The sequence below is a fragment of the Micromonospora sp. H61 genome (assembly GCF_018070325.1).
In the GTDB taxonomy this organism is placed as follows: domain Bacteria; phylum Actinomycetota; class Actinomycetes; order Mycobacteriales; family Micromonosporaceae; genus Micromonospora; species Micromonospora salmantinae.
Window position 1 is genome coordinate 140,668 of sequence record NZ_JAGPXY010000003.1, and the last position, 24,849, is coordinate 165,516.

The window sequence follows — 24,849 nt, forward strand, 5'->3', positions numbered from 1 at the left end:
GGGCCGCATTTTTCCCCTGCACCCGGGTAGTCGCCGCCATTGCCAGTACGAGTGGCGGGGGACAGCGTGGACAGCTACCCGGCAGTCGAGGACCACGGTCTGATCGGTGATCTACAGACCGCGGCACTGATCAGCACGGACGGTACGGTCGACTGGTTCTGCGCGCCCCGCTTCGACTCGCCGAGCGTCTTCGGCGCGCTGCTGGACCGCCGCAACGGCGGCCACTTCCAGCTCTCGCCCGACGGCGTCGACTACACGAGCAAGCAGCTCTACCTGCCCGGTACGCCGATCCTGATCACCCGCTTCCACAGCGCCGACGGTGTCGGTGAGCTGTTGGACTTCATGCCGGTCACCGGTGCCGAGGCCACCGACCGACACCGGTTGATCCGGCTGGTCCGGATGGTCCGGGGGAGCATGCGGTTCCGCTTCCACTGCCACCCACGGTTCAACTACGGGCGCGATCCGTACGAACTGGAGGTGCACCCCGAGGGCGACGTCTTCCGGAGCCCGACGATGGCCCTCACCCTGGCCGCCTTCAAGAACTCGCTTCGCGAGTTCGACGCGAGGGACATCAAACGGGACACCGATGGCGTGTCCGCGTCGTTCACCCTGCACGCCGGTGACATCGGCGGGGTGGTCCTGGAGACTGCCTGTCCGCACGCGCCTCGCGCACTCAGCACCGACGAGGCGTGCGATCTGCTCGCCGAGACCCGCGACTACTGGCGGCGGTGGGTGGGCGGTTCCCGGTACAAGGGGCGCTGGAGGGAGGTGGTCGAGCGGTCGGCGATGACCCTCAAGCTGATGACGTACGCACCCACCGGCGCCCTGGTCGCCGCGCCCACCGCAGGACTGCCCGAACAGGTCGGCGGGCAGCGGAACTGGGACTACCGCTACACCTGGATCCGGGACGCGTCCTTCTCCGTACACGCGCTGCTGCGCCTGGGCTTCACCGAAGAGGCCGAGAAGTATCTGCTCTGGCTCGACGCGCGCATCCGTGAGGCACGGGACGGCAACCTTCCCCTGCAGATCATGTACCGCATCGACGGCTCACCGGACCTCCCCGAGGAGGTGCTGGGTCACCTGGAGGGGTACCGCGGCTCCGCGCCGGTGCGGATCGGCAACGGCGCCGCGGGCCAACTCCAGCTCGACATCTACGGCGAGGCGCTCGTCTCGTTGGAACTCGCGGACCGCAACGGGCTGATCGCGCCGTACGAGGGGTGGCGAAAGACGGCCGGGCTGATGGACTGGCTCTGTGCGCACTGGGACCAGCCCGAGGACGGCATCTGGGAGACCCGTTCCGGCCGGCAGGACTTCACCTACGGTCGAGTGTTGTCCTGGGTCGCGCTGGACCGGGCCATCCGCATCGCGCGTCGCCGGGGCCGTCCCGGCGACATCGCCCGCTGGTCCGCCGAACGTGACGCCATCTACGAGCAGGTGATGACCCGAGGGTTCAACCAGGAACGTGGCGCGTTCGTGCAGCACTACGGGTCCGACATCCTGGACGCGTCGCTGCTGGCGATGCCGGGGCTGAACTTCATCTCGCCGACCGACCCGATGTGGGAGTCGACGCTGCGGGCGATGGACACCGGCCTGGTCTCCGACAGCCTGGTCTACCGCTACGACCCGAGGGCCTCGCCGGACGGTCTCGCCGGCACCGAGGGCACCTTCAACATGTGCACCTTCTGGTACGTGCAGGCGCTCGCCCTGGCCGGCCGGATCGACGACGCCCGGTTGACCTTCGAGAAGATGCTCACCTACAGCAACCCGCTCGGCCTCTACTCCGAGGAGATCGCGCCGACCGGTGAGCAGATCGGCAACTTCCCGCAGGCGTTCAGCCACCTCTCGCTGATCAGTACGGCGGCCCACCTCGACGACCTGCTCGACCAGCAGGGTTGACCCGTCGGGTCAGAACAGCGTCAGCGGCTCGACCGGGATCGGCTCGGGCAACGCGTCGAGCCCGGGTACGCGTGCTCGTACCTCGTCGTGGAACCGGCGGGCGAGCGCCGGCGCGTCGGCGTTGTCCGGGGTGTGGATGAACATCGTCGGCGAGCGCCCCTCGCGAAGCCAGGTGACCGTCACGTCGATCCAGCGCTGCCACCCGTCGACAGTGCGCGTCGAGTCGTCGCGACCGAGGTAGCGGACGATCGGCCGGTCGGTCAGCGCGACGGACCTGAGCGGCACGCGGGGCTTCTTGGTCCAGGCGTCCCGCTCCGGGTCGCTGGTCGGCGGGCTCGCGAAGAAGGCGGTCGTGTCGAAGGGGATCCACTCGGCCCGGGTGGCGGCGAGTGTCGCCCCGAGCAGTCGGGTCGCGTGGGCGTCGGTGAAGAACGCGGGATGGCGGACCTCCACCGCGTACCGGTGGGACCGCGGGAGCTGCTCCAGGAAACGGCCCAGGGCCGGGACGTCGGCGGGCGCGAACGAGCCGGGCAGTTGGATCCAGAGGGCGTGGGCGCGCGGGCCGAGCGGTTCGATGGCGTCCAGAAAGACGCGCAGCGGTTCGTCGACGTTGGTGAGGCGGCGTTCGTGCGTGATGACCTTGGGAAGTTTGAGGACGAACCGAAAGTCGGGACCCGTCTGGGCGGCCCACGAGGCCACGGTGTCCCGGGCCGGGGTCGCGTAGAACGTGGTGTTGCCCTCCACGGCGTCGCACCAACTGGCGTAGTGCCGCAGGCGCTCGGTGGGCGGCAGTCGGTGGCCCGGCCACGACCGGTGACTCCACATCGCGCACCCCACGTGCAGACGCATGACCGCCCTTCCCACTGGTGACCGCGCTCGACCGGAGCCCACCGTATACGGGCCGGCGGACCCGGCCGGGCCCACGGTGCGGCAGGTAGGGTCCGACGCCATGCGTGTGCTGTTCGCCAGTCTTGCGTCCGTCGGTCACACCTATCCGCTGATCCCGCTGGCGATCGCCGCCCGAGAGGCCGGGCACGAGGTCCACTTCGCCGCCGGGACGGAGGTGCACCCGCCGCTCGCCGCGCACGGCCTGCGACCGTTCCGGCCCGGCGACGCCTTCTACGAGGTGTACGCCGAGGATCTCGCGCCGGAGCTGGCGCGGCTGCGGCCCGACCTGGTGGTGCACGAGTGGGGGCTGCCGGGGGCGGCCGTGGCGGCTCACCGGGCCGGGATCCCGGGCCTGTGGCACGGGTTCGGCCGGATGTTCCCCGAGGGCATCGGCCTGGAACTGCCCACCAGGAACGCCGAGGTCGTCGGCCGGCCGCACCTGGACATCTGGCCGCCCTCGCTGCAGGACACGAACTTCCTCGCCACCGAACGTCGGATCGAGCTGCGACCTGTCGCCTTCTCCACACCGGCCCCGCTGCCTGAACGGGTGAGCCGTCGCACGTTCCGGCCGTTGATCTATCTGAGCCTCGGCACCGCGTTCGGCACGCCGGAGCTGCTGCGCACCGCCATCGCCGGCCTGGCGGCGCTGGACACCGAGGTGGTGGTCGCGGCCGGCCGGGTGCCTCTGGAACAACTGGGCGAGTTCCCCGACCACGTCAGCGTGCACCAGTGGGTGTCGCAGGCGGAGTTGCTGCCGCTCGTCGACCTGGTGGTGCACCACGGAGGTAGCGGCACCACCCTCGGCGCGCTCGCGGCCGGCGTACCGCAGTTGCTGCTGCCGCAGGGCGCCGACCAGTTTGCCAACGCCGACACGCTCGCCGCCGCCGGTGTCGCGGTGCGGCTCCTTCCCGGCGAGGTGGACCCGAGCGCCATCGCCGAGCAGGCGCACCGCCTGCTGCCGCGGCGGGGCCAGGTCGAGCAGCACGACGCGGCCCGCCTGATCGCCGAGGAGATCGCCGGCATGCCCTCGCCGGCGGCCGTCGCCCGACTCCTGCCGGAGTACGCCGCCTGATCGGACGCAACATCGTCAACTCAGGGTTGACGATACGCATGCGTCAACCTATGGTTGACGCATGACAGATCCTCTCCAGATGAGTAACACCGTCAAGCTCGACGACCTGATCCAGGCGATCAAGACGGCGCACACCGACGCGCTCGACCAACTCACCGACGCGGTCATCGCCGCCGATCACCTCGGCGAGGTCGCCGACCACCTGATCGGCCACTTCGTCGACCAGGCCCGGCGCTCCGGCGCCTCCTGGACCGACATCGGCCGCAGCATGGGGGTCACCAAGCAGGCCGCCCAGAAGCGCTTCGTGCCGAAGGCGACCGAGGCGGCAGCGCTCGACCCCAACGCCGGCTTCGGTCGGTTCACCCCGCGTGCCCGCAACGTGGTGATGGCCTCGCAGGAGGAGGCCCGGGCCAGCGGCAACGCCGAGATCGCCCCCGAGCACCTGGTGCTGGGCCTGCTGGCCGAGCCGGAAGGGTTGGCCGCCAGGGTGATGGCTGGTCGTGGCGCCACCCCCGAGGTGGTACGGGAGGCGGTCGGTGCCGTCCTCCCACCACGGGCCGAGCAGGTTCCGGACCTCATTCCGTACGACGCGCGCGGCAAGAAGGCGCTGGAGCTGACCTTCCGGGAGGCGCTGCGCCTCGGGCACAACTACATCGGCACCGAGCACATGCTGCTCGCGCTGCTGGAGCAGGAGGACGGCGCAGGGGTGCTCACCAACCTCGGCCTGGACAAGGCGACGGTCGAGGCAGACCTGGCCGCCGCCCTCGCCGCCGCCGTCGGAAAGAAGTGAGAACCCGGGGTCAGGACGCCTCAGGGAAGCCGTAACGCAGGGCGTGCTCCGGATCGGCCGGGTCGATCTGGCGTACGCCCGCGTCGGCGAGGCGCTTGTTGACCTCGTCGAGTTGCTCGCGCACCAGGCGGGCCTCCTCCTCGGTGACCCGGCCCCGGTGTGGCTTGCCGGCGTGCTCCAGCGTGCCGTAGTCGATCTTCTCGGTGCTCTTGCGGGCCTTGGGTGGGCGAACCCGCTCGGCCGTCTTCAACAGCTGCGCCATCGGCACGTCGGTGGCCATCGCGTCGAACTCGCTGGCGGTCAACACCACCCGGCGGGGCTCGCCGCCACCGTGCCGATCGTGGATCTCCACCACCGCCACGTCCAGCGCGGCGTCGTCGATGTTCTCCACCTCGCCCGGGGTGGCGTCCAGCTGCACGGGCCCGGCGACCAGGTCCGGGTGCTCCAGCACGACGATGCGGACCACCTCGTCGTCCTGCTGCAGAACCGTGCCGGTGAAGTCGGAGACGTGGATCGTCTTCTTGCCCATGCGCGGAGCTTCTCCTGTCGTAGGCCGGGATGGCGGACCACAAGAAATTACCCGACAGGTGTGCGAAAGCCGCCGCTGGACCTCCTCCGGTGTGTCGCCCCGGGCGAACGTCAGAGACTGCCCTTCGGCGCCACCGACTCGGCGGTGCGTCAGTGGTTGTTCAGACGGTGCCTACTGGAGTTGCCGACGGACAGCTTGTTCAGGCCGGCCCACGACAGGGCGCCGCCGCCGATCGTCCGCGGGTTCCGGTAGCGCGGCTGGGGCGGATTGCCTCCGACGGCCTCCGCCGCCTGCCAGAGTCGCTCGGGGTCCTGCTGGTAGTGGTCGCTCGGCTGAATCGGCATGCGTTCACCGTCCCAAACAAAGGTGTCCAGATATGGAAATACATATGACGGTCGATTCATGTGCCTGGTTCCCGCACCCCTTTCCCGCTCGGCCCTGACGTATCCTGCGCCCGGCCCCGCCGTCCGGCGTACGGTGATCGACAACGGGTCGGGTGACGGGGAGGTGCGCATGCTCGACCGGCGACTTCACCTGCACCTGGCCACCTGGCTCGGCCAGTGGCCGGCCGGGCCTGGGTTGCACGTGGTCGCCTCGCACCGGCGGGCCGAACCGGCCTGGGATGGCCGGCTACGCCCCGCGCTCGCCGTGGACACCGGGCAGAGCGCCGTGCTCTCCGTGGCGCCGGACCGTGTGGCGGCGATCCGCGCGTTGGTCAGCCGTACGCCGGCTCGCTTGCTCGCCGCGCTGCCGGAGGCCGTCGGCCGACCCGATTTCTGCGTACACGACGGACCCTTCCGGTGGAGCCTGGCACCCGCCCCGTTGCCCGACGTGGGGGAGTGGACCGAGCCGACCGCCACCGGGCTGCCGCCGTGGCTGCGACTCTTCGACCGACCGGTGCTGGTGGTCCGTGACCCGGACGGCGCCTATCTGGCCGGCGCCGGGATCAAACGGCACGACGCGTACGGGCACGAGTTGGCCGTCGGCACCGTGCCGGCAGCCCAGGGGCGCGGCCTGGCCCGTCGACTGGTGGCCCAGGCGGCGAGGCGGGTGCTCGACGAGGGGGCGGTCCCCACCTACCTGCACGAGCGGGACAATCACGCCTCGGCCCGGGTCGCCGAAGCGGCCGGTTTCCCGGACCGGGGCTGGCGCGCGTACGGCGTCTATCCGCGCTGAGACAGGGCGGGGCTGGGCGCGGACCGTGGATCCCGGGCCGGATCCACGGTCCGCAACCTCCCCCCAGGCCCCGGTTCCGGGTGTAGCGGCTGTCGCCGGCGGCGTGCCGCCACGTGTCGATCACGCTACGTATCGAACAGGCTTGGGGCAAGGTTGAAGCTGTCGGTTCGGAGTGTCGAAAAGCGGACTTGACCTGCTGCTTCGCTGGCCGAAGGAGGTCGGCCGGATCAGTGACGGAGCGTGCGAATCAGGTCGAGCACCTGTCGGGTCACCGGCCGCAGGACCCGGAGCCGGGACAGCGTCACGAGCCGGTCGACCAGTGGTACGGCCCCGTCGATGAGCTGGCGGGTCTTGGTCTGGCCCGGTGATCGGTCGTGCACCCAGTAGAGGATCACGCCCATGTACGCGAGCCAGAGCAGCTCGGGCAACTGTGGGCGCAGCTCGGCGTCGACAGTGGCCGTCGATCCGGTCAACACCTCGCCGAAGAGGTCGATGGCCGCCTGTCGGGGGCCGGAGGACTCCGCGGAGAAGGGGCTCAACGGGGAGGTGGGCTCCGCCGCCGTCTTGAAGAAGGTCGCCGCGAACCCGTGTGAGGGCGTCAACACGTCGATCCCCGCGTGCAGCACTCCGGCGAGCCGGGGACCGAACGCCTCCTCCCGATCGAGCACTGGCTGCGCGGCGGCCCGGTGCTCGACCTGGGACTGGGCGTAGAACTCCTGAATCAGATGGTCCTTGGAACCGAAGTAGTAGTAGGCGTTACCGACGGCGACGCCGGCCTCCTGCGCTATCGCCCGCATGGTGGTCTGGGCGTATCCGCGTTCGCGGAACAGCCGCATCGCGGTGTCCCGGATCAGCTGCCGGGTCTGCTCGCCTCGGGCGGTGGCTGGGTCACCCGCAGTGGTCGTCTGCGCAGGCTGCTCGGTCATCGAGGTCACCGTATCCCGCCGGTTCGTCGGTCGGCTCGGCCCACGGGTCGCGGATCCGCTCCCGGATCGCCGAGGCGGCGGCCACCGTCTGCCGGGCGAGGGGCAGCAGGTGCGGTCGGGCCAGCCGCTCGGCAGTGGACCGATGGTCGGTCAGTGCCCAGAGGCAGGCGAACCAGGCGCCGTCGCCCGCGTACACCTCGCCAGTGTCGGCGATCACTGTGAGATCGCGCAGCGTCGCGTCGTGGTCCAGGCCGGGGAAGCGCCGCCGGGCCTCGGCGGACCCGGCCGGCACGAACTCCAGAGGTACGAGTTGGGCGCGGGACGACAACCAGCGGCGGGCGGCGCGGCAGAGCGGGCAGGCCGCGTCGAACAGGACGGTGAACCCCCGGATCCCACCGCCGCAGTGAGCGGTGGGATCCGGGAGCCGACCGACGCCACCGGTCGGGGGCACTGTCATCGGGTTGGTGGGTTGGTCGTCGGGCCGCCGCCCGGCTGCGGGCCACCCGACTGGGGTCCGGCCGGGTGCGCGCCGGTCGGCTGCGGTCCGCCCGGGTACGCGCCGACCAACTGCGATCCGGGAGGGGCGGATGGCATGGGGAGTCGGCCGATCGGGGCGAGCGGGGGGTGGGTGGCGAGCTGGCGGAGTCGGTTTCGGCGGTAGCGACCAAGCGCGAAGACGTTGAAGAAGTGCAGCGCGCCGAGGACCAGCAGCACCAAGCCGATTTTGAGAGACAGCTCCTCCATGGCCTGGCTGGTCGAATCGACTGGGTCGGGGTGCTTCATCGCCACAGTGACGTAGCCGAGGTTGAGCAGGTAGAAGCCGACCACCAGGAGGCTGTTGACCGCTCGGGCGAGTCGTTCCTCGGCGAACACCTCCTCCAGGAAGACCTGCCCGTTGCGGGACAGCGCTCGCGCCACCCAGATGGTCAGGCCGACGCTGACCGCGAGGTAGATCACGTACATCCAGACCTTGATGTCCATGTGGACGCCCTTCTTGAACGTGTTCAACTACCGACGTCATCAGACTAGGGCTGATATTGAACATGTTCAAGAAGTGGCGACCAGTGACTGTGGACACTCTGGTGCGGCGCTGAGGGCGCGCCATCCGGCCGAGCGTCTCAGCCCGGCCGGATGGCGCCCTGCTCAGCCGGCCAGGCCGAGCACCTCGGCCGCCGCGCGACCGTTGGCGTGGCTCGCGCCGAAGGTGGTGACGAAGGCGCGCACGCCCGCGGGCCGCCACTGTGCCGGCCAGCCCATCTCCACCACTGTCACCGGGTGCTGGGCCGCCAGGTCGGCGATCAGCTCCGGGCCGCCGGGCAGCCGGTGCAGGTGTCGCCCGACCAGCACGATGGGACGGTCGCCCGCCAATCCGCGCAGCGTGGCCGGGTCGGTCTCGGCCGCGATCACCCGGATCTCCGGCACCCCGTGCAGGTGCGGACCCAGACCCCACGGCACCCGACCCTCGGCGATCGTCGACTCGGTGTGCAGTTGCACAACCAGTGGCTGGTCCAGGCCGGTGAGCAGACCGTCCACCCGGACCGCTCGACGCGCTGCCGCGTACCCCAGCTCGGGGTCGCCGGTGGTCGGCGACCCGCTGGCGGCCCGGGTCCAGGCGGCGAGATCGGCGGCGCGGCCGGCCGCCTCCTCGACCCGCGCCCTCGCCAGCCGGCCGTCGGCGAGCGCGTCGACGATCTCGGCGGCCACCCGCTCGACCAGTTCGGCGTCGACCTTCGCGCCGATGCAGAGCAGGTCGGCACCCGCGCTCAGGGCCCGGACCGCAGCCGGCCCGACCCCGCCGGCGGCCACCGCGGCGCCCCTCATCTCCAGCGCGTCGGTGATGACGGTGCCGGTGAAGCCGTACTCGGTGCGCAGCAGGTCGACCAGGACGGCTCGGCTGAAGGTGGCCGGGTCGGCGCCGGTGAGCGCCGGCACCCGGATGTGCGCTGTCATCACGGCGCGCGCCCCGGCGGCGACGATGGCCGCGAACGGCGGTAGGTCCCGCTGGCGGAGCAGGCCCAGCGGAGCGTCCACCGTGGGCAGCTCGTGGTGGGAGTCGGTGACGGTGGCGCCGTGCCCGGGGAAGTGCTTGGCGCAGGCGGCCACGCCGGCGGCCTGCAACCCGGCCACGGCGGCGGCCGAGTGGGCGGCCACCCGCACCGGGTCCGCGCCGAAGGACCGGGTGCCGATCACCGGGTTGTCGTCGGCGGTGTTGACGTCGACGGTGGGGGCGAGGTTGACGGTGATGCCGAGCGCGGCCAGTTCGGCGCCGATCGACTGGTAGACCCGTCGGGTGAGGGCCACGTCGCCGATCGCGCCCAGGGCGGCGTTGCCGGGGTACGGGCTGCCGGTGGCGTGCGCCAGCCGGGTCACGTCGCCACCCTCCTCGTCGATCGCGATCAGCGCGTCCGGCCGACCGGCGCGCAGCGCGGCGGTGCTCGCCGCCACCTGCGCGGGATCATGCACGTTGGTGCCGAACAGGGTGTGCCCGGCCAGCCCGTCGGCCAGCAGGTCGACCGCCCAGTCCGGCGGGACCGGTCCCGGGTACGCGGCCAGCAGCGTGCCCAGCGCGAGCCGGCGCAGTCCTGGATCCAACCCCACGTGCTTCCCCCTTCGGTGCCCCCGCGGGTACGAAACGTCGTACCGGTGGTGGTCTTGGCCCTGCCGACTCGGCGGAGCGTCCCACCGTCGAGTGGCCGTTACGCTACGGCTACCCGTTCGCAGGTCGGTTTACAGTTAGCAAAGTTTACTAAAACTAGAGGACGTCTCATGAGTGCGACCCGGCTGCCCGGCACCCCCCGCCTGTTGCGGGCGCTCAACGACCGTGCCGCGTTGGAGCTGCTCCTCGAACGCGGCCCGCTGACCCGGGCTCGACTCGGCGAGCTGACCGGGCTGTCGAAGGTCACCGCCTCGCAACTGGTCGAGCGGCTGGAGGAGCGCGGCCTCGTCGCGCGGGTCGGCGAGCAGGCCGGCGGGCGAGGACCAAACGCCCAGCTCTACGCCGTCCGCCCGAGCAGCGCGCACGTGGTCGGCGTGGACGTCGGTCCGGACCGGGTGGTAGCCGCCTGCGCCGACATCACCGGTGCTGTCATCGGCCGGGTGGAGCAGTCGACCCGGGACACCGACGACCCGGTGGGCGTGGTGCACAACGCCGTCGTGCAGGCGGCGAGCAGCGCCCAGGCGCAGCTGAGCAGCGTACGACGGATCGTGCTCGGCACGCCGGGCCTGGTCGATCCCGGCACCGGCGACATCACCTTCGCCTTCAACCTGCCGCGCTGGCACAGCGGTCTGCTCGCCGCGTTGCGGGACGACCTGCACACGCCGGTGGTCTTCGAGAACGACGTCAACCTGGCCGCGGTGGCCGAGGCGCAGTCCGGCGCAGCGCAGGGGCTGTCGGACTTCGTGCTGGTCTGGGTGGGCGCCGGCGTCGGCCTGGCGATCATGCTGGGCGGGCGGTTGCACCACGGCAGCACCGGCGCCGCCGGCGAGATCGGCTACCTGCCGGTGCCTGGCGCGCCCATCCCGCGTGACGTGTCCCGCCGCGCCAAGCCGGCCTTCCAGCAGTTGATCGGTGCGGACTCGGTGCGCGCGGTGGCCCGCGAGCACGGCTACCCGGACGCCGACGCCGCCGAGGCGGTCCGCACGGCCGTCGCGGCCGGCGCCGACGGCGGCCCGATGCTCGACGAACTGGCCCGTCGGCTCGCGCTCGGCGTGGCCAGCACCTGCGTGGTGCTGGACCCGCCACTGGTCGTGCTCGCCGGCGAAGTCGGCCAGGCCGGTGGCGCGGCGCTCGCCGACCGGGTGCAGCAGGAGGTCGCGGCGATCACCCTGGTCCAGCCGCGAGTGGTGCCGACCGGGCTGACCGAGGAGCCGATCCTGCACGGCGCGCTGCGCACCGCCCTGGACGCGGTGCGCGACGAGGTGTTCGGCTCCACCGTCGGCTGAGCCCGCTGCGGCGGTCATGTGAAGGAATATTTCACCGCGTGTCTGTGCGGTGCAAGCTCTTGCCGCGTACCGGCCTGCTCCGGGCCGCCCATCGCAGGACGGGCGGCCCGTTACAACCTCAGATCAGGTCGCGGCGCCGGAACACGGCGAACGCCGCCGCGGTCAGCCCGCCGGTGAGGCCGAGCAGCACCAACAGCGCCGGCAGCCAGGGCAGCGTGTAGAACCCCTCGCAGTAGGAGCCGTAGTTGTCGCCCCGGCACAACTGCTCGTCATAGAAACGCGCCCCGCCGTTGAGCCACGCCCCGGTGTGGCTGGAGAGCATGAACAGGTCCGACTTCCGTGCGTCGACGATCTCCAGGACCAGCCGGGCGCCCAACTCCCAGACCACCGCGTACGCGGCGAACGCGCCCAGCGCCGCCGACGTGTGCCGACCCAGTGTGGCGATCGCGAAGCCCAGCGCGGAGGCCAGCAACACCAGCACCAGGCCACGACCGTGCACCGCGCCGAGCGAACTCCAGAAGTCGCCGTCCAGCCGGCCCGGCAAGCCGGCGGTCTGCCCGATCACCCAGAACGTGCCGAGATAGGCCAGCGACGCCAGCAGGGCAAGGACCAGCACCGTGCCGAGCAGGGTGCCCAGCTTGGTCGCGAGAACCGTCAACCGGCGCGGTCGCCAGAGCAGCAGGTTCACCACCCCGCCGGAGTTCAGGTCGGCGCCGATGTAGGAGGCACCGACCAGGAACCCGAACAGCACCAGGAACGCGATGAGGAAGTACAGCAGCGGCTCGGCCTGCTCGGCGAAGCTGAACACACCCGGCAGGAAGTCGGCGGCGATCGGTAGCCGGTCCTGCCGGATTGGGTCGATGTCCGAGCAGTCGCTGGGGAAGTACCTGTCCGTGTCGGACTGCAAGGTGCCGTCCTGACGGGCCAGGCACTCCTGGTGGGTGGCCTCCAGGTCGCGCCGGGCCTCGGCGGCCTGGGCCCGCGCCGAGTTCAGCTCACTGACGCTCGGCTTGTGGGAACCGGCCAGCGTGGTCGCCGCCGTGACGGCGAACGCCAACACCAACAGGACGAGCATGAGCTGCACGAAACGACGCGCGGACAGTCGCTCCAACTCGGCACGCACCAGGTTCACGCGTCCACTCCCCGATCGAGGTCGATCACAGCTTCGCCCTGCGGCAGCGACGAGTCGCCGACCTGCCGGGGCACCGACGGATGCTCGTACGCGCCGGTCAGCTCCAGGAAGACGCTCTCCAGATCCGGCCGCAGCGGCGTCAGCTCGCCCACCCACAGACCCTGCTCACCGAGCACCCGGCTGATCGCCGTCGGGTCGCTCACCCCGCTCACCACCAACGCTCCGCCGTCCACCGCCGCCGTCAGCTCGGCCGCGTGCAGCAGCTCGACGGCCCGCTCCGGTTCGGCCACCCGGACCAGGAACTCGTGCCGGTCGTGGCCGGCCAGCACCTCGTCCACCCGACCGGTCGCGACCCGCCGCCCCCGCGAGATGATCGTGACGTGGTCGCAGATCAGCTGGATCTCGCCCAGGATGTGACTGGACACCAGCACTGTCACCCCGTTGGCCGCCAGCGACCGCATCAGGTCCCGCATCTCCCGGATGCCCGCCGGGTCCAGTCCGTTAGCCGGCTCGTCCAGGATGAGCAGACGCGGGTCCTTCAACAGCGCGGACGCCACCGCCAGACGCTGCTTCATGCCCAGCGAGTAGCCCTTCACCCGTTCATCGCCCCGGTCGTGCAGGCCCACCAGATCCAGCACCTCGTCCACCCGCGAGACCGGCACACCACCGGCGCGGGCCAACAACCGCAGTGTCCGGTAGCCGGTGAAGTTGCCGAAGAACTGCGGGCTCTCCACGATGGCGCCGACCTGACCCGCCACCCGGGGCAGCAACTCCGGCGACGGTTCGCCGAGCACCGTCATCCGGCCGCTGTCGGCGCTCACCAGCCCGAGCAGGGCCCGCAGGGTGGTGGTCTTGCCCGAGCCGTTGGGGCCCAGGAAGCCGTGGACCTGACCCGCCTCGACCAACAGGTCGAACCCGTCCACCGCCACCCGTCGGCCGCTCCGCAGGCTGCGGAAGGTCTTGCGCAGACCCTCGATCTCGATGACCGCGCTCATCCGCGCGGCTCCGTACGTGGGCGGGGCATGGGCCGTCCTTCGGGCTTGGTGATCAATGACACGGCGCTTCACCCTATGGCCGGGGTGCCGCCCATGGGGGGCACCCCGGCGCTGCGTGGTTGGATGGTGTGGTGACTGGTGACCTGATCCCCGGCGCTGCTGGCGCCGCGCCTGCCGCCGCTTTCGTGGACCCGGATCTGGTGGTCAGCCTCGACGGCGTCGGCGTACGCCGCTCTGGCACCGCCCTCCTACAGGACCTGACCTGGCGCGTCGAACTGGACGAGCGGTGGGTGGTGCTCGGCTCCAACGGCGCCGGCAAAACCACGCTGCTCAACCTCGCCGCCGGTCGGCTGCACCCCACCACGGGTGTCGCGCACGTGCTCGGCGAGCGAATCGGCCGCACCGACGTCAACGAGCTGCGTACCCGGATCGGGCTCACCACCGCCGCGATCGCCGAGCGGCTGCCCGCCGACGAGCGGGTCAGCGACGTGGTGGTGACCGCCGCCTGGTCGGTGGTCGGCCGCTGGCGGGAGAACTACGACCGTGGCGACGAGGCGCGTGCGCGGGCCCTGCTGAGTCAACTCGGCGTCGGTGGTCTCGCCGAACGCCGCTACGGCACCCTCTCCGAGGGTGAGCGCAAGCGGGTGCAGATCGCCCGTGCCCTGATGACCGACCCGGAGCTGCTGCTGCTCGACGAGCCCGCCGCCGGGCTGGACCTGGGCGGTCGGGAAGACCTGGTCGCCCGCCTTGCCGAGCTGGCGTACGACCCCGACGCCCCGGCGATGGTGCTGGTCACCCATCACGTCGAGGAGATTCCGCCCGGCTTCACCCACGCGATGCTCCTGCGTGAGGGCGGGGTGGTCGCCCAGGGCCTGCTCGCCGAGACGCTGACCGGTGACAACCTCTCCAAGACCTTCGGGCTGCCACTCGTTGTCGAGCGGTCGGGCGACCGCTTCACGGCTCGCGCCGCCTGAGCGTCGGACAGGCGGAGACGGCCGTGCCGCAGACCCGGGTTGCCGTGGTGGGCAGCGCCAACATGGACCTGGTCGCGATGGCACCCGCGCTGCCTCGACAGGGCGAGACCATGCTCGGCACCGACTTCGTGATGGTGCCCGGCGGCAAGGGCGCCAACCAGGCCGTGGCCGCGGTCCGGGCCGGCGCCTCCTGCGCCTTCCTCGGCGCGATCGGCTCGGACGCCTTCGGCGTCACCCTCAAGGCCCGCATCACCGCGGCCGGCGTGGACACCAGTCAGCTTCGCGTGGTCTACGGCACCTCCGGAGTGGCGCTGGTGATGGTCAACGCCCAGGGGGAGAACGCCATAGTGGTCACCCCCGGCGCGAACGACGCCCTGGTCGGCCTCACCGAGGAGGAGCTGACCACTGTGCGCGCGGCGGACGTCCTCGTCGCCCAACTGGAGATCCCGGTGCAGACCGTGACGGCCGCCGCCGTGGCCGCCCGCGAGGCCGGCACGAGGGTCATCCTGAACGCCGCCCCGGCGCGGGACCTCCCACCCGAGCTGCTCGCCGCCGTGGACCTGCTGGTCGTCAACGAGGGCGAGGCGCAGGCGCTCGCCGGCCGGGGTCGGGAGGAGCCGCGCGCGCTGCTCGACCTGACCCCCCGGGCCGTGCTCACCCTCGGCGGTGAGGGCGCCTGGTACGTCGACCGGAACGGCACCGAGGTGCACGTGCCGGCGGTACGTGTCGACGTGGTCGACTCCACCGCCGCCGGTGACGCGTTCACCGCCGCGCTGGCCGTCGGCTGGGGCGAAGGGCGCGACCTGGTCGACGCGGTGCGCTGGGCGTCGGCGGCCGGCGCTGCCTGCGTCCGCAAGCTCGGCGCCTCGGTGGCGCTACCACGACGCGCCGAGATCGACGAGCTGTACGTACCGGCCTGACCACACCGGCTCGCTCGCTCGTGCGGGCCGGCCGTCAGCTGACGGGTTCGTCGGTGAGCTTCTCGCCGCGTCGGCGCAGCATGCCCAACCCGGGGATGCCGGCCACGGCGAGCTTGAGGTCGCGGGTCACGTCCAGCAGGTCGTGCAGGTCGGGGCCGACCCGGTCCAGCGTGGCCAGGATCGGCAGGATGTCCGCCGTCAGGTGTTCCTTGAGCTTCGGCAGCTCGTCGATCAGGTGGATCGCCGCGCTGATCTCCTCGTGGCTCAACTCCTTCACGAACCGCCCGGCCATCGGCGCGGCCCGGCGCAGCGCCGGCTCGTATGCCGCCAGCAGCTCTGCCGCGGTGGCGGCGGCCTCCGTCGCGGTGCCCACGGTGGCGGCGGCGCGGTTCGCGACCCGGTCGGCCTCGGCGACCACAGTGCCCGCGGCCCGGGAGACCCGTTCGGCCTCGGCGACCACCACGGCGGCGGCGGTGGCCACCTCGGTGGCCGTGTCGATGGCGGTGGTCGCGGCGGCGCTGATGACGGCCACCTCGCGGACCGCCGCCTCGGCGTCGGTGAGCACCTGGTCGGTCCGGTCCAGGGTTGTCTCGATCCGGTCGACCACGCCGTTGATCCGGGCCACCAGCGCCTCCACCCCGTCGAGCACGGCGAATGCGCGGGCGGGCACGGCCGCCATCGAGGCCGCGGAGCCGAGCGCCTGGTCGAGAGCGGAGCGGGTCAGACCGACCACGGCGGCCGGGGTGGGGAGAGGAATCGCCATGGGATCAAGTGTGCGTCGGCTGTGCCACAACCGCCCGACGGAGCCGGTCAGCGGGCCCGTCGGCCGGCGGTGTCGGCGCGGGCCACCCGCAGCGCCCACCAGATCAGCGGCACCTGCAACGGCAGCCGGCCGTACGCGATGGCCCGCTTCGTCGGGCGGCGCTGGCGCCAGTCCACGGCCATCTTCACGTTCGCCGGTAGGACGGCGACGAAGAGCGCGGCGGCTGCCCGCCCGCCGGCCCGCCGGGTGGTCGGGTTGGCGACCGCCGCCGCCACCGCCAGTTCGGCCACGCCGCTGGCGTACGTCCAGAATCGGGGCGGGCCGGGCAACGCGCGCGGCACTATCGGGTCGTAGACGCCGGGTCGCAGCAGATGGGTGACGCCGGCCGCCGTGAGCAGGCCGGCCAGCGCGACGGCCTCGCCGCGGCGGGTGGTCATCGTTGGTCCCCCTGCTGTTCGACGGCGCGCTGCACGGCTCGGTAGATCTGCCCGAACCGTAGCGCGTCCGGGGTGCGCACCAGCAGGTCCTCCCGGCCGTGGTGCTGCACCCACAACTCGTGCACATGGTTGCCGCGCTCGTAGGAGCGGTCCAGCCAACCCAACGGGATTTCCAGGAACGGCATCAACGCGAGCGCCCCCACCGCGCAGGCGGCGAGGATGATCAGCGCCAACTGCCAGTTGCCCCGGTCCTGTGCCGACCAGGCCAGTGACAGCACGCAGACCACCGCGACCAGCGGCGGCAGCGAGAGCAGCAGGACCAGGACACCGCGCCCCAGCACACGGCCGCGTACGGCGAGGGTTTTCTGCCCCCGGTCGTGCCAGACGAACGTCACGTCGGACAGGGCGATCACGTGACCGCCCGCCCGGATCGACTCGGAGGTCACCTGCACCGCGTCGTCCCGGTAATAGAGGGTCATCACTAAGCCTAACCACCGCCAGGCAACCCTCGCCTCGCTCGGACCTTGGCACGTGGCTTCTTTCGCAGTGGATCGGCCAGCCTGCGCAGAGGTTTCGACGGAGGCCGTCCGGCGGGGTGGAGGTGATGTCGCAGTGGTCCTTTGGAGCTGAATCGTCTGCGACATCACGCGTCGCGCCGCAGCCTTGTGGCCTTGCGGCCTTGCGGCACAGCGGCACAGCGGCGCCGCAAGGCCAACGGTCCGATTCGTCTGTGATATCAGCTCCATAGGCACTGCAGGAAGGTTGCGCCGGCGTCCGCTGCGCCGGCGTCCGCTGCACCCCGCCTGGCTCGGCGAGCCCGGTCGCTGCGCAGGTCCCACCGGTGACGACCGGCCCCGGTCGGGTAGGGACGTGAAGCGGAACCAGGCCGGCTAGCGGCGCGTGACGGGGCGGGCCGGCTGGCTGTGCTCGACCGCACGCTGCACCGCCCGGTAGATCTGCCCGAAGCGCAGCGCGTCACCGGTGTGCAGCAGACGCACCGGCTGACCCCGCCAACGGGCCCAGATCTCCAGTTGGCGGCTACCCCGGGCGTACGAGCGGTCCAGGTGTTCGAAGAGGAAGTCGGCGACCGGCCCGACGGCCAACCCGACCAGCACCGACGCGCCGACGATCGCGATCGTCACTGTGGGTGAGCGGTGCAGCCAGACGGCCACGCCGATGCCGAGCACCGCCGCGACCAGCGGGCCGGCGAGAGCTGCGCCGATCGCACCCCGTCCGACCAGCACGCGCCAGGAACGGGTGCCCCGCCGGTGCCAGATCATGGTGATGTCGGCCAGCTTGTAGCTGCGACCGTCGACACTGACGGTGGTGGAGGTGACCTGCACCGACCTGTCGTCGTAATACGTGATCATGGCTGGACTCCCGCCCACGGGGCTGACACCACACTACTTACCCAAACGAGCCGGGTCGTAAGGTTGGCACGCGACTTCGACGAGGAAGTGAGGGCAGCGTGGGCGAGTTCGTTCGGCTGGAGACCACTGACGGCATCGGCACGATCCGGCTGGAGCGGCCGCCGATGAACGCGCTCAACACCCAGGTCCAGGAGGAGTTGCGCGCCGCCGCCACGGCGGCCACCGCCGATCCCGAGGTCCGCGCCGTCATCGTGTACGGCGGGGAGAAGGTCTTCGCCGCCGGCGCCGACATCAAGCAGATGGCCGACATGTCCTACGTGGACATGGCCGACCGGGCGGCGAACCTGTCCAGCGCGCTCGGCGCGATCGCCCGGATCCCCAAGCCGGTGGTCGCCGCTATCACCGGGTACGCCCTCGGCGGCGGCTGTGAGCTGGCGTTGGCCTGTGACTGGCGGGTCGTCGCCGAGGACGCCAAGCTCGGCCAGCCGGAGATCAAGCTGGGCATCATCCCGGGTGCGGGCGGCACCCAGCGGCTGGCCCGCCTGGTCGGCCCGGCCCGCGCCAAGGACCTGATCATGTCGGGGCGGATGGTGGACGCGCAGGAGGCGCTGCGCATCGGCCTGGCCGACCGGGTCGCCCCGGCCGCCGAGGTGTACGACACGGCCGTCGCGCTGATCACTCCGTACCTGACCGGTCCGGTGCAGGCGCTGCGCGCGGCGAAGCTGGCGGTCGACGGTGGCCTGGACATGGATTTGAACTCGGGCCTGGCCTGGGAGAGTCAGCTCTTCGCGGCGCTGTTCGCCACCGACGACCGGCGTGAGGGCATGGCGGCCTTCGTCGAGAAGCGCAAGCCGGGCTTCACCGGCCGCTGATCCGTCGCCTCCCGCCCCGACGGCCCCCTGACCTCGGCAGCGTCTGCTGGCCGGGGCCACGGTCGCACTGCCAAGTGACTGGCCGGTAACCTGTGATCCCGGCCACGGACGATGGGAGCGACATGACGGAGCGGATCGAGGGTCACGGCGGCGAGTTGGCGCTCGCGGCACTACGCGCGCACGGCGTACGGGAGATGTTCACGCTGTCCGGCGGGCACGTCTTCCCGCTCTACGACGCCGCGTACAAGACCGACTTCCCGATCTACGACGTCCGGCACGAGCAGTCCGCGGTCTTCGCCGCCGAGGCGGTCGCCAAGCTCCAGCGCCGCCCCGGTCTCGCCGTGCTCACCGCCGGGCCCGGTGTCACAAACGGCATCTCCGGCATGACCAGCGCGTTCTTCAACGCCTCGCCGGTGCTGGTGCTAGGCGGGCGCGCGCCCGCGTTCCGCTGGGGCTCGGGCAGCCTCCAGGAGATGGACCACCTGCCGCTGGTCGCCCCGGTCACCAAGCACGCCGAGACGGTGTTCAGCACCGACGACATCCCGCGTGCGGTGGGTGCGGCGCTCAACGCCGCGCTCACCCCGCACCGCGGCCCGGCCTTCCTCGACTTTCCGCTGGAGACGGTCTTCTCGGTCGCCGAGGCCGACTTGCCCACCGTGACGGGTGTCGACCCGATCGCCCCGGACCCGGAGGAGGTCGGCCGCGCGGCGATGCTCATCGCCGGGGCGCAGCGGCCGGTCATCATCGCCGGCTCCGACGTGTACGCGGGCGACGCGGTCGCCGCGCTGCGCGAGGCGGCCGAGGCGTTGCAGGTGCCGGTCTTCACAAACGGCATGGGTCGCGGCTCGCTCCCGCCGGAGCACCCGCTGGCGTTCGCCAAGGCTCGTCGGGCCGCGCTCTCCGGCGCCGACGTGGTCGTGGTGGTGGGCACCCCGCTGGACTTCCGGCTCAGCTTCGGCGACTTCGGTGACGCCAAGGTGGTGCACATCGTCGACGCCCCCAGCCAGCGGGCGACGCACGTGCAGCCGGCCGCCGCCCCCGCCGGTGACCTGCGCCTGATCCTGTCCGCGCTGGCCGATCACTCCGGTGACCGGGCCGACCATTCCGACTGGATCGCTGACCTGCGCGTCGCCGAGGACGCGGCGAAGGCTCGCGACGCCGCGGAGATGGCCGCCGAGACCGACCCGATCCGCCCGGCCCGGATCTACGGCGAGCTGCGTCGGGCGCTCGCCCCGGACGCGATCACCATCGGCGACGGCGGCGACTTCGTGTCGTACGCCGGGCGGTACCTGGAGCCGGCCCAGCCCGGCACGTGGCTGGACCCGGGCCCGTACGGCTGCCTGGGCACCGGCATGGGCTACGCGATGGGCGCCCGGGTCAGTCACCCGGACCGGCAGATCTGCGTGCTGATGGGCGACGGCGCTGCCGGCTTCTCGCTGATGGACGTCGAGTCGCTGGTCCGCCAGAAGCTGCCGGTGGTGATCGTCGTCGGAAACAACGGCATCTGGGGGCTGGAGAAGCACCCGATGCGGGCCATGTACGGCTACGACGTGGCCGCCGACCTCCAGCCGGAGCTGCGGTACGACACGGTGGTCAGCGCGCTCGGCGGGGCGGGGGAGACGGTCGCCAAGGCGGCCGACCTGGGCCCGGCGCTCCAGCGGGCGTTCGACTCCGGAGTGCCGTACCTGGTGAACGTGCTCACCGACCCGACCGACGCGTACCCCCGGTCGTCGAACCTGGCCTGAGTCGCACCCGCCGCCGTCGTCGCTCCTGCGCCGGCGGCGCGTTCACACCTCCGGTCGGTCGCCCTCGCGCGGCGGCTCACCGTCACGGCGGCGCAGGTCGTCCTCGCGCCGCCGCAGGTCTTCCTCCCAGCGCTGGAACAGCTCCTGGTCCTGCTGCTGGGCGCGTTCCTCGACGGAGCGCAGGAACTCCGGGTCGTCGTCGGGGGCCACCGGCCGAGGGCGCTGCCGTTCGCCGCCGCCGGTGCCGCCCGGCCAGCCCTTACGGGTGCCGGGGCTGGGCTCCCGGCCGACGATGAACCAGGCGATCGAGCCGACCAGCGGGAAGAACAAGATGATCAGCACCCAGGCGATCCGGGGAAGGGCGCGGATCTTGCCCTCCTCGGCGGAGAGACAGCTGATCAGCGCGCAGACGGCGAGGACAATCTGCACCAGGAAGAGGAGTACGCCAAGCCGGGCCATGCACCCATGATGACGCACCGGCGCGCGTCACCACAGTCCGCGCAGCACCAGCAGCACTCCCAGTAACGCCAGCACCACAGTGCCCACCGTGACCAGGGGAAGTGTCCGGCCGCCGGTGCGGGCCGGACCCGTTCCGGTACCCCGTGGCCAGCAGAGCACCAGCAGGGCGCCCCACACCAGAACGGTGCCGCCGGCGATCAGCGCACCGGTCGCGTCGCCGGTCGACGCCAGCCGGACGGCGAGCACGCTCACCACGGTCACCGTGAGCAGGGTGCGCCGCCAGGCCAGCCGGGTCCGCTCCGGTTGCAGCCCCGGGTCGCGTCCGGTGCTCACTGCTCGCCGACCGCCCGCATCAGGACGGCGACCACCAGCAGCAACGCGCCGACGCCGACGGCGAGCGCCAGGACGGCGGGGAACCGGGACGCGGGCAGCTCTTGACCGAGCCGGATGGCCCGCTCGGTACGCGACCAGTGGTCCACCGCGCGGATCGCGACCGCCGCGCCGAGCAGCAGCAACGCCACAGCGATCACCTCCCGCAGGTGGCTCATCGGCAGGGGTGGCAGGAACTGCGCGGCGGCCAACCCGCCCCCGACCAGCGCCAACCCGGTGCGCAGCCAGGCGAGGAAGGTCCGTTCGTTGGCCAGGGAGAAGCGGTAGTCCGGTGTTTCACCGACCGAGCCCAGCTCCGCCGGGTCGAACCACCGCCTGATCGCCTCCCACACAGTGGGAGATTATCCGCTTCCCATCCCGCTTAGCCTGGGCCGGTGACTGATCTCGACGTACAGACGCTCCGGGCCGCCTACGACAACCAACTCCGTCCGGAGATCCCCGACCCGGTTCCGGCCGGGGTGACGGTGGAGCGGGACGGGCCGCTGGTCCGGATCTCCGGGCTCGACTCCGGTGGCTTCATCACCTACCGCGACCTGGGCGGGTTGACCGGCGACGCGCTGGACGAGCTGATCGCCCGGCAGGTGCGGTTGTGCAGCGAGCGGGGCGAGTCGGCGGAGTGGAAGCTCAACGAGCACGACGAACCGGCGGACCTGGCGGACCGGCTGCGGGCGGCCGGCTTCGTGCCGGAGGACCGGGAGACCGTCGTGGTCGGCCCGGTCGCGCCGCTCGCCGCCGCGCTGCCGGTCGTCCCCGAGGGGGTACGCCTGCGTGAGGTGACGTCCCGGGAGGACCTGGAGCGGATCGCCGCCATGGAGGAGGAGGTCTGGCAGGAGGACCGGTCGCACCTGGTGTGGGGCCTGGCCAAGGAGATCGACGCCGACCCGCACTCGATCACAGTGGTGGTGGCCGAGGCGGACGCGACGGTGGTGAGCGCCGGCTGGGTGCGCTTCGCTCCGAACACCGGCTTCGCCACCCTGTGGGGTGGGTCCACACTGCCGCAGTGGCGTCGCAAGGGCATCTACCGGGCGCTGGTCACCTACCGGGCCCGGCTCGCCGACCAGCGGGGCCGGACGCTGTTGCAGGTCGACGCCTCGGAGGACAGCCGGCCGATCCTGGAGCGACTCGGTCTCGTCCCGATCACCACCACCACCCCGTACGTCTACACTCCGTGATCATGGAACAGCGGTTGACGGACGAGGAGCGGCTGACCCTCAAGACGGGTGCCTTCGGCGCGGTCTTCCTGGTCTCCAACGCCGACCCCGGTGTGCTGGGGGTGATCCGGGAGAGCATCGCCGCCTCCGGCGCGCTGGCCGACGCCAGTGGCACGGTCAAGGAGGCGCTGACCACCGGCCCGCTTCCGCGACTTCCCCGGGACTCGCAGCTGGAGATCGAGTCGGTGGTACTGCCGGCGCTGGGGCAGGCTGTGCGGATCCTGCGTGAGAAGTCCCCACGGGACGTGGACGCGTACCGCGAACTGGTGTTGGCCGCGGCGGACCAGGTGGCCCGGGCGCACGACGGGGTGGCGCCCGCCGAGGCGGCGGCCATCGACCAGATCCGGGTCGCGTTGGCCGAGCCGGCCTGACCGGCCACGCGTCGGTGAGCTGTGTCACTCTGAGTGCTGCGGGAGCGCAACCTACTGGCAGGTAACATTGCGCCGTGGGCAACTGCACAACCGCCCTCGGTTGACCTGGCGTCGACCGACGCGCGACGCTGCGCCCCAGACCGGGCGAGCGAATCGCAACACCACACAGGAGGGTCGTCGAAGCGCGATGAACATCGTCGTACTCGTCAAGCAGGTGCCTGATTCGGGCGCGGACCGCAACCTGCGCAATGACGACAACACCGTCGACCGCGGTTCGGCGAACAACGTGATCAACGAGATGGACGAGTACGCCATCGAGGAGGCGCTGAAGATCAAGGAGGCGCACGGCGGCGAGGTCACCATCCTGACCATGGGTCCGGACCGGGCGACCGAGTCGATCCGCAAGGCGCTCTCCATGGGCCCGGACAAAGCCGTGCACGTGCTGGACGACGCCCTGCACGGCTCGTGCGCCGTCGCCACCTCGAAGGTGCTCGCCGCCGCGCTCGGTCAGCTCAATGCCGACCTGGTCATCTGCGGTGCCGAGTCCACCGACGGTCGGGTCCAGGTCATGCCGCACATGATCGCCGAGCGGCTGGGCGTCGCGGCGCTCACCGGTGCCCGCAAGCTCACCGTCGACGGCGCCACGCTGACCGTCGAGCGGCAGACCGAGGAGGGCTACGAGGTGGTCACCGCTGCCACCCCGGCCGTGGTCTCCGTCTGGGACACCATCAACGAGCCGCGCTACCCCTCCTTCAAGGGCATCATGGCCGCCAAGAAGAAGCCGGTGCAGACGCTCTCGCTGGCCGAACTCGGGGTCGCGGCCGACGAGGTGGGCTTCGACGGCGCCACCAGCGCCGTCGTCGAGCACACCAAGCGCCCCCCGCGCTCCGGCGGCGCCAAGATCACTGACGAGGGCGAGGGCGGCGTCAAGCTGGTCGAGTTCCTCGCCACCGAGAAGTTCGTGTGAGAGGGGGGTCTGACATGTCCGAGGTTCTCGTCGTCGTCGAAGCCACAAAGGAATTCGGCGTCAAGAAGGTCACCCTGGAAATGCTCACCCTCGCGCGTGAGCTGGGCACCCCGAGCGCTGTGGTGCTGGGCGGCGCCGGCGCCGCCGAGGCGCTGAGCGGCAAGCTGGGCGAGTACGGCGCGGAGAAGATCTACGCCGCCGAGGGTGACGAGATCGACGGCTACCTGGTGGCCCCCAAGGCGACAGTGCTGGCCGAGTTGGTCAAGCGGGTGCAGCCGGCCGCCGTGCTGCTGGCGTCGGCCCAGGAGGGCAAGGAGATCGCCGCCCGGCTCGCCGTCAAGCTCGACAACGGCATCCTGACCGACGTGGTCGGCCTGGACGCCGACGGCACCGCGACCCAGGTCGCCTTCGCCGGCTCCACCATCGTCAAGTCCAAGGTCACCAAGGGCCTGCCGTTGGTCACCGTCCGGCCCAACTCGGTCACCCCCGCCCCGGCGGCGGCCACCCCGGCGATCGAGCAGCTCAGCGTGTCGGTCACCGACACCGACAAGCTGGCCACTGTCGTCGAGCGGGTCGCCGAGCAGAAGGGCTCCCGCCCCGAGCTGACCGAGGCCGGCGTGGTCGTCTCCGGCGGTCGGGGCGTCGGCAACGCCGACAACTTCAAGCTGGTCGAGGAGCTGGCCGACCTGCTCGGCGGCGCCGTCGGCGCGTCCCGCGCGGCCGTCGACTCCGGCTTCTACCCGCACCAGTTCCAGGTGGGCCAGACCGGTAAGACGGTCTCCCCGCAGCTCTACGTCGCCCTCGGCATCTCCGGCGCCATCCAGCACCGGGCCGGCATGCAGACCTCGAAGACCATCGTCGCTGTCAACAAGGACGGCGAGGCGCCGATCTTCGAGCTGGCCGACTTCGGGGTGGTGGGCGACCTGTTCAAGATCGTCCCGCAGGCCGCCGAGGAGATCCGCAAGCGCAAGTAAGCCAGCGATACGTCAGTGGCCGCCCGTTCGCACGGGCGGCCACTGCCGTT

General features: G+C 71.6%; 29 protein-coding genes. 13 read left to right on the forward strand and 16 right to left on the reverse strand.

Annotated features, from left to right (window positions below; genetic code table 11):
• Positions 1 to 66 precede the first annotated feature (66 nt).
• Positions 67 to 1,896, forward strand: coding sequence for a glycoside hydrolase family 15 protein (locus KBX08_RS03430; protein WP_210781128.1), 1,830 nt, complete (start codon positions 67 to 69; stop codon positions 1,894 to 1,896).
• 9 nt (positions 1,897 to 1,905) lie between these two features.
• Here KBX08_RS03430 and KBX08_RS03435 read toward each other — a convergent pair whose 3' ends face one another.
• A complete protein-coding gene (locus tag KBX08_RS03435; RefSeq protein WP_210781130.1) occupies positions 1,906 to 2,721 on the reverse strand; it encodes a DUF72 domain-containing protein in 816 nt (271 codons plus the stop codon).
• Between the two features lie 124 nt (positions 2,722 to 2,845).
• Between KBX08_RS03435 and KBX08_RS03440 the strand changes: the two genes are divergently transcribed.
• Entirely contained in the window at positions 2,846 to 3,856 is a 1,011-nt protein-coding gene (locus KBX08_RS03440) for a glycosyltransferase (protein ID WP_210781041.1), read from the forward strand.
• 61 nt (positions 3,857 to 3,917) lie between these two features.
• Entirely contained in the window at positions 3,918 to 4,646 is a 729-nt protein-coding gene (locus tag KBX08_RS03445; RefSeq protein WP_210781042.1) for a Clp protease N-terminal domain-containing protein, read from the forward strand.
• Positions 4,647 to 4,656: 10 nt separating this feature from the next.
• Here KBX08_RS03445 and KBX08_RS03450 read toward each other — a convergent pair whose 3' ends face one another.
• Positions 4,657 to 5,175, reverse strand: coding sequence for a hypothetical protein (locus KBX08_RS03450; RefSeq protein WP_210781043.1), 519 nt, complete (start codon positions 5,173 to 5,175; stop codon positions 4,657 to 4,659).
• Positions 5,176 to 5,324: 149 nt separating this feature from the next.
• The gene (locus KBX08_RS03455) at positions 5,325 to 5,519 is read right to left on the reverse strand and encodes a DNA repair protein (RefSeq protein WP_210781044.1); all 195 of its coding nucleotides are present in this window, start codon (positions 5,517 to 5,519) and stop codon (positions 5,325 to 5,327) included.
• A gap of 169 nt (positions 5,520 to 5,688) precedes the next feature.
• Between KBX08_RS03455 and KBX08_RS03460 the strand changes: the two genes are divergently transcribed.
• Positions 5,689 to 6,351 carry a GNAT family N-acetyltransferase gene (locus tag KBX08_RS03460; RefSeq protein ID WP_210781045.1) on the forward strand — a complete coding sequence of 221 codons (663 nt, stop codon included), beginning with the start codon at positions 5,689 to 5,691 and terminating at the stop codon, positions 6,349 to 6,351.
• A 227-nt stretch (positions 6,352 to 6,578) separates the two neighbouring features.
• Here KBX08_RS03460 and KBX08_RS03465 read toward each other — a convergent pair whose 3' ends face one another.
• From KBX08_RS03465 to KBX08_RS03480, 4 genes are all read right to left on the reverse strand, one after another.
• Positions 6,579 to 7,277 carry a TetR/AcrR family transcriptional regulator gene (locus KBX08_RS03465; protein ID WP_210781046.1) on the reverse strand — a complete coding sequence of 233 codons (699 nt, stop codon included), beginning with the start codon at positions 7,275 to 7,277 and terminating at the stop codon, positions 6,579 to 6,581.
• Entirely contained in the window at positions 7,240 to 7,734 is a 495-nt protein-coding gene (locus KBX08_RS03470) for a thiol-disulfide oxidoreductase DCC family protein (protein WP_210781047.1), read from the reverse strand. The genes KBX08_RS03465 and KBX08_RS03470 overlap by 38 nt, the downstream gene beginning before the upstream one ends.
• Positions 7,731 to 8,285 (reverse strand): hypothetical protein, encoded by a 555-nt coding sequence (locus KBX08_RS03475; protein ID WP_247668787.1) that lies wholly within the window; start codon positions 8,283 to 8,285, stop codon positions 7,731 to 7,733. The genes KBX08_RS03470 and KBX08_RS03475 overlap by 4 nt, the downstream gene beginning before the upstream one ends.
• A 135-nt stretch (positions 8,286 to 8,420) precedes the next feature.
• Positions 8,421 to 9,875 carry a glycoside hydrolase family 3 protein gene (locus tag KBX08_RS03480; protein WP_210781048.1) on the reverse strand — a complete coding sequence of 485 codons (1,455 nt, stop codon included), beginning with the start codon at positions 9,873 to 9,875 and terminating at the stop codon, positions 8,421 to 8,423.
• A gap of 168 nt (positions 9,876 to 10,043) precedes the next feature.
• On the opposite strand from KBX08_RS03480, the gene KBX08_RS03485 reads away from it, so the two are divergent.
• Positions 10,044 to 11,219: an ROK family transcriptional regulator gene (locus KBX08_RS03485; RefSeq protein ID WP_210781049.1), complete on the forward strand. Its 1,176-nt coding sequence runs from the start codon at positions 10,044 to 10,046 to the stop codon at positions 11,217 to 11,219.
• A 118-nt stretch (positions 11,220 to 11,337) separates the two neighbouring features.
• Here the strand turns inward: KBX08_RS03485 and KBX08_RS03490 are convergent, their stop codons facing one another.
• Both KBX08_RS03490 and KBX08_RS03495 read right to left on the reverse strand, forming a co-directional pair.
• On the reverse strand, positions 11,338 to 12,351 hold the full coding sequence (locus KBX08_RS03490; protein ID WP_210781050.1) for an ABC transporter permease subunit: 1,014 nt from the start codon (positions 12,349 to 12,351) through the stop codon (positions 11,338 to 11,340).
• Complete coding sequence (locus KBX08_RS03495; protein WP_210781051.1) at positions 12,348 to 13,346, reverse strand: ABC transporter ATP-binding protein; 999 nt, start codon at positions 13,344 to 13,346, stop codon at positions 12,348 to 12,350. The genes KBX08_RS03490 and KBX08_RS03495 overlap by 4 nt, the downstream gene beginning before the upstream one ends.
• A 131-nt stretch (positions 13,347 to 13,477) precedes the next feature.
• Between KBX08_RS03495 and KBX08_RS03500 the strand changes: the two genes are divergently transcribed.
• Positions 13,478 to 14,320: an ABC transporter ATP-binding protein gene (locus KBX08_RS03500; protein WP_091397101.1), complete on the forward strand. Its 843-nt coding sequence runs from the start codon at positions 13,478 to 13,480 to the stop codon at positions 14,318 to 14,320.
• A gap of 23 nt (positions 14,321 to 14,343) precedes the next feature.
• Positions 14,344 to 15,240: a ribokinase gene (locus KBX08_RS03505; RefSeq protein ID WP_210781053.1), complete on the forward strand. Its 897-nt coding sequence runs from the start codon at positions 14,344 to 14,346 to the stop codon at positions 15,238 to 15,240.
• Positions 15,241 to 15,274: 34 nt separating this feature from the next.
• Here KBX08_RS03505 and KBX08_RS03510 read toward each other — a convergent pair whose 3' ends face one another.
• The 4 genes from KBX08_RS03510 to KBX08_RS03525 form a co-directional block, all read right to left on the reverse strand.
• Positions 15,275 to 16,003 (reverse strand): hypothetical protein, encoded by a 729-nt coding sequence (locus KBX08_RS03510; RefSeq protein ID WP_210781054.1) that lies wholly within the window; start codon positions 16,001 to 16,003, stop codon positions 15,275 to 15,277.
• Between the two features lie 47 nt (positions 16,004 to 16,050).
• The gene (locus tag KBX08_RS03515) at positions 16,051 to 16,440 is read right to left on the reverse strand and encodes a hypothetical protein (RefSeq protein ID WP_210781055.1); all 390 of its coding nucleotides are present in this window, start codon (positions 16,438 to 16,440) and stop codon (positions 16,051 to 16,053) included.
• Positions 16,437 to 16,919, reverse strand: a complete 483-nt coding sequence (locus KBX08_RS03520) for a DUF6232 family protein (RefSeq protein ID WP_210781056.1) — start codon at positions 16,917 to 16,919, stop codon at positions 16,437 to 16,439. The genes KBX08_RS03515 and KBX08_RS03520 overlap by 4 nt, the downstream gene beginning before the upstream one ends.
• A 411-nt stretch (positions 16,920 to 17,330) precedes the next feature.
• Positions 17,331 to 17,810 (reverse strand): DUF6232 family protein, encoded by a 480-nt coding sequence (locus tag KBX08_RS03525; RefSeq protein ID WP_210781057.1) that lies wholly within the window; start codon positions 17,808 to 17,810, stop codon positions 17,331 to 17,333.
• Between the two features lie 98 nt (positions 17,811 to 17,908).
• Between KBX08_RS03525 and KBX08_RS03530 the strand changes: the two genes are divergently transcribed.
• The gene (locus KBX08_RS03530) at positions 17,909 to 18,682 is read left to right on the forward strand and encodes an enoyl-CoA hydratase/isomerase family protein (RefSeq protein WP_210781058.1); all 774 of its coding nucleotides are present in this window, start codon (positions 17,909 to 17,911) and stop codon (positions 18,680 to 18,682) included.
• A gap of 122 nt (positions 18,683 to 18,804) precedes the next feature.
• Positions 18,805 to 20,427, forward strand: coding sequence for an acetolactate synthase (locus tag KBX08_RS03535; RefSeq protein WP_210781059.1), 1,623 nt, complete (start codon positions 18,805 to 18,807; stop codon positions 20,425 to 20,427).
• Positions 20,428 to 20,469: 42 nt separating this feature from the next.
• On the opposite strand, the gene KBX08_RS03540 is transcribed toward KBX08_RS03535, so the two are convergent.
• The 3 genes from KBX08_RS03540 to KBX08_RS03550 are packed head-to-tail and all read right to left on the reverse strand — an operon-like array spanning position 20,470 to position 21,608.
• Entirely contained in the window at positions 20,470 to 20,886 is a 417-nt protein-coding gene (locus KBX08_RS03540) for a PLD nuclease N-terminal domain-containing protein (RefSeq protein ID WP_210781060.1), read from the reverse strand.
• A 27-nt stretch (positions 20,887 to 20,913) separates the two neighbouring features.
• Complete coding sequence (locus KBX08_RS03545) at positions 20,914 to 21,219, reverse strand: DUF202 domain-containing protein (protein ID WP_210781061.1); 306 nt, start codon at positions 21,217 to 21,219, stop codon at positions 20,914 to 20,916.
• Complete coding sequence (locus tag KBX08_RS03550) at positions 21,216 to 21,608, reverse strand: DUF202 domain-containing protein (protein WP_210781062.1); 393 nt, start codon at positions 21,606 to 21,608, stop codon at positions 21,216 to 21,218. Before KBX08_RS03550 ends, KBX08_RS03545 begins: the two co-directional genes overlap by 4 nt.
• Positions 21,609 to 21,650: 42 nt before the next feature.
• On the opposite strand from KBX08_RS03550, the gene KBX08_RS03555 reads away from it, so the two are divergent.
• The 4 genes from KBX08_RS03555 to KBX08_RS03570 all read left to right on the forward strand — a co-directional run bounded on the left by KBX08_RS03555 (position 21,651) and on the right by KBX08_RS03570 (position 24,799).
• Positions 21,651 to 22,448 (forward strand): GNAT family N-acetyltransferase, encoded by a 798-nt coding sequence (locus KBX08_RS03555; RefSeq protein ID WP_210781063.1) that lies wholly within the window; start codon positions 21,651 to 21,653, stop codon positions 22,446 to 22,448.
• Complete coding sequence (locus KBX08_RS03560) at positions 22,445 to 22,858, forward strand: hypothetical protein (protein ID WP_210781064.1); 414 nt, start codon at positions 22,445 to 22,447, stop codon at positions 22,856 to 22,858. The genes KBX08_RS03555 and KBX08_RS03560 overlap by 4 nt, the downstream gene beginning before the upstream one ends.
• 187 nt (positions 22,859 to 23,045) lie before the next feature.
• Positions 23,046 to 23,825 (forward strand): electron transfer flavoprotein subunit beta/FixA family protein, encoded by a 780-nt coding sequence (locus KBX08_RS03565; RefSeq protein WP_124862320.1) that lies wholly within the window; start codon positions 23,046 to 23,048, stop codon positions 23,823 to 23,825.
• Positions 23,826 to 23,839: 14 nt separating this feature from the next.
• Positions 23,840 to 24,799 (forward strand): electron transfer flavoprotein subunit alpha/FixB family protein, encoded by a 960-nt coding sequence (locus KBX08_RS03570; protein ID WP_091393283.1) that lies wholly within the window; start codon positions 23,840 to 23,842, stop codon positions 24,797 to 24,799.
• The last annotated feature ends 50 nt before the right edge of the window (positions 24,800 to 24,849 follow it).

Excerpts from the sequence above, each read along its gene's own strand:
- KBX08_RS03435 (WP_210781130.1), bottom strand. The coding sequence starts at position 2,721 with ATGTGGAGTCACCGGTCGTGGCCGGGCCACCGACTGCCGCCCACCGAG.
- KBX08_RS03440 (WP_210781041.1), top strand. The coding sequence starts at position 2,846 with ATGCGTGTGCTGTTCGCCAGTCTTGCGTCCGTCGGTCACACCTATCCG.
- KBX08_RS03445 (WP_210781042.1), top strand. The coding sequence starts at position 3,918 with ATGACAGATCCTCTCCAGATGAGTAACACCGTCAAGCTCGACGACCTG.
- KBX08_RS03450 (WP_210781043.1), bottom strand. The coding sequence starts at position 5,175 with ATGGGCAAGAAGACGATCCACGTCTCCGACTTCACCGGCACGGTTCTG.
- KBX08_RS03455 (WP_210781044.1), bottom strand. The coding sequence starts at position 5,519 with ATGCCGATTCAGCCGAGCGACCACTACCAGCAGGACCCCGAGCGACTC.
- KBX08_RS03460 (WP_210781045.1), top strand. The coding sequence starts at position 5,689 with ATGCTCGACCGGCGACTTCACCTGCACCTGGCCACCTGGCTCGGCCAG.
- KBX08_RS03465 (WP_210781046.1), bottom strand. The coding sequence starts at position 7,277 with ATGACCGAGCAGCCTGCGCAGACGACCACTGCGGGTGACCCAGCCACC.
- KBX08_RS03470 (WP_210781047.1), bottom strand. The coding sequence starts at position 7,734 with ATGACAGTGCCCCCGACCGGTGGCGTCGGTCGGCTCCCGGATCCCACC.
- KBX08_RS03485 (WP_210781049.1), top strand. The coding sequence starts at position 10,044 with ATGAGTGCGACCCGGCTGCCCGGCACCCCCCGCCTGTTGCGGGCGCTC.
- KBX08_RS03495 (WP_210781051.1), bottom strand. The coding sequence starts at position 13,346 with ATGAGCGCGGTCATCGAGATCGAGGGTCTGCGCAAGACCTTCCGCAGC.
- KBX08_RS03510 (WP_210781054.1), bottom strand. The coding sequence starts at position 16,003 with ATGGCGATTCCTCTCCCCACCCCGGCCGCCGTGGTCGGTCTGACCCGC.
- KBX08_RS03515 (WP_210781055.1), bottom strand. The coding sequence starts at position 16,440 with ATGACCACCCGCCGCGGCGAGGCCGTCGCGCTGGCCGGCCTGCTCACG.
- KBX08_RS03520 (WP_210781056.1), bottom strand. The coding sequence starts at position 16,919 with ATGACCCTCTATTACCGGGACGACGCGGTGCAGGTGACCTCCGAGTCG.
- KBX08_RS03525 (WP_210781057.1), bottom strand. The coding sequence starts at position 17,810 with ATGATCACGTATTACGACGACAGGTCGGTGCAGGTCACCTCCACCACC.
- KBX08_RS03535 (WP_210781059.1), top strand. The coding sequence starts at position 18,805 with ATGACGGAGCGGATCGAGGGTCACGGCGGCGAGTTGGCGCTCGCGGCA.
- KBX08_RS03540 (WP_210781060.1), bottom strand. The coding sequence starts at position 20,886 with ATGGCCCGGCTTGGCGTACTCCTCTTCCTGGTGCAGATTGTCCTCGCC.
- KBX08_RS03565 (WP_124862320.1), top strand. The coding sequence starts at position 23,046 with ATGAACATCGTCGTACTCGTCAAGCAGGTGCCTGATTCGGGCGCGGAC.
- KBX08_RS03570 (WP_091393283.1), top strand. The coding sequence starts at position 23,840 with ATGTCCGAGGTTCTCGTCGTCGTCGAAGCCACAAAGGAATTCGGCGTC.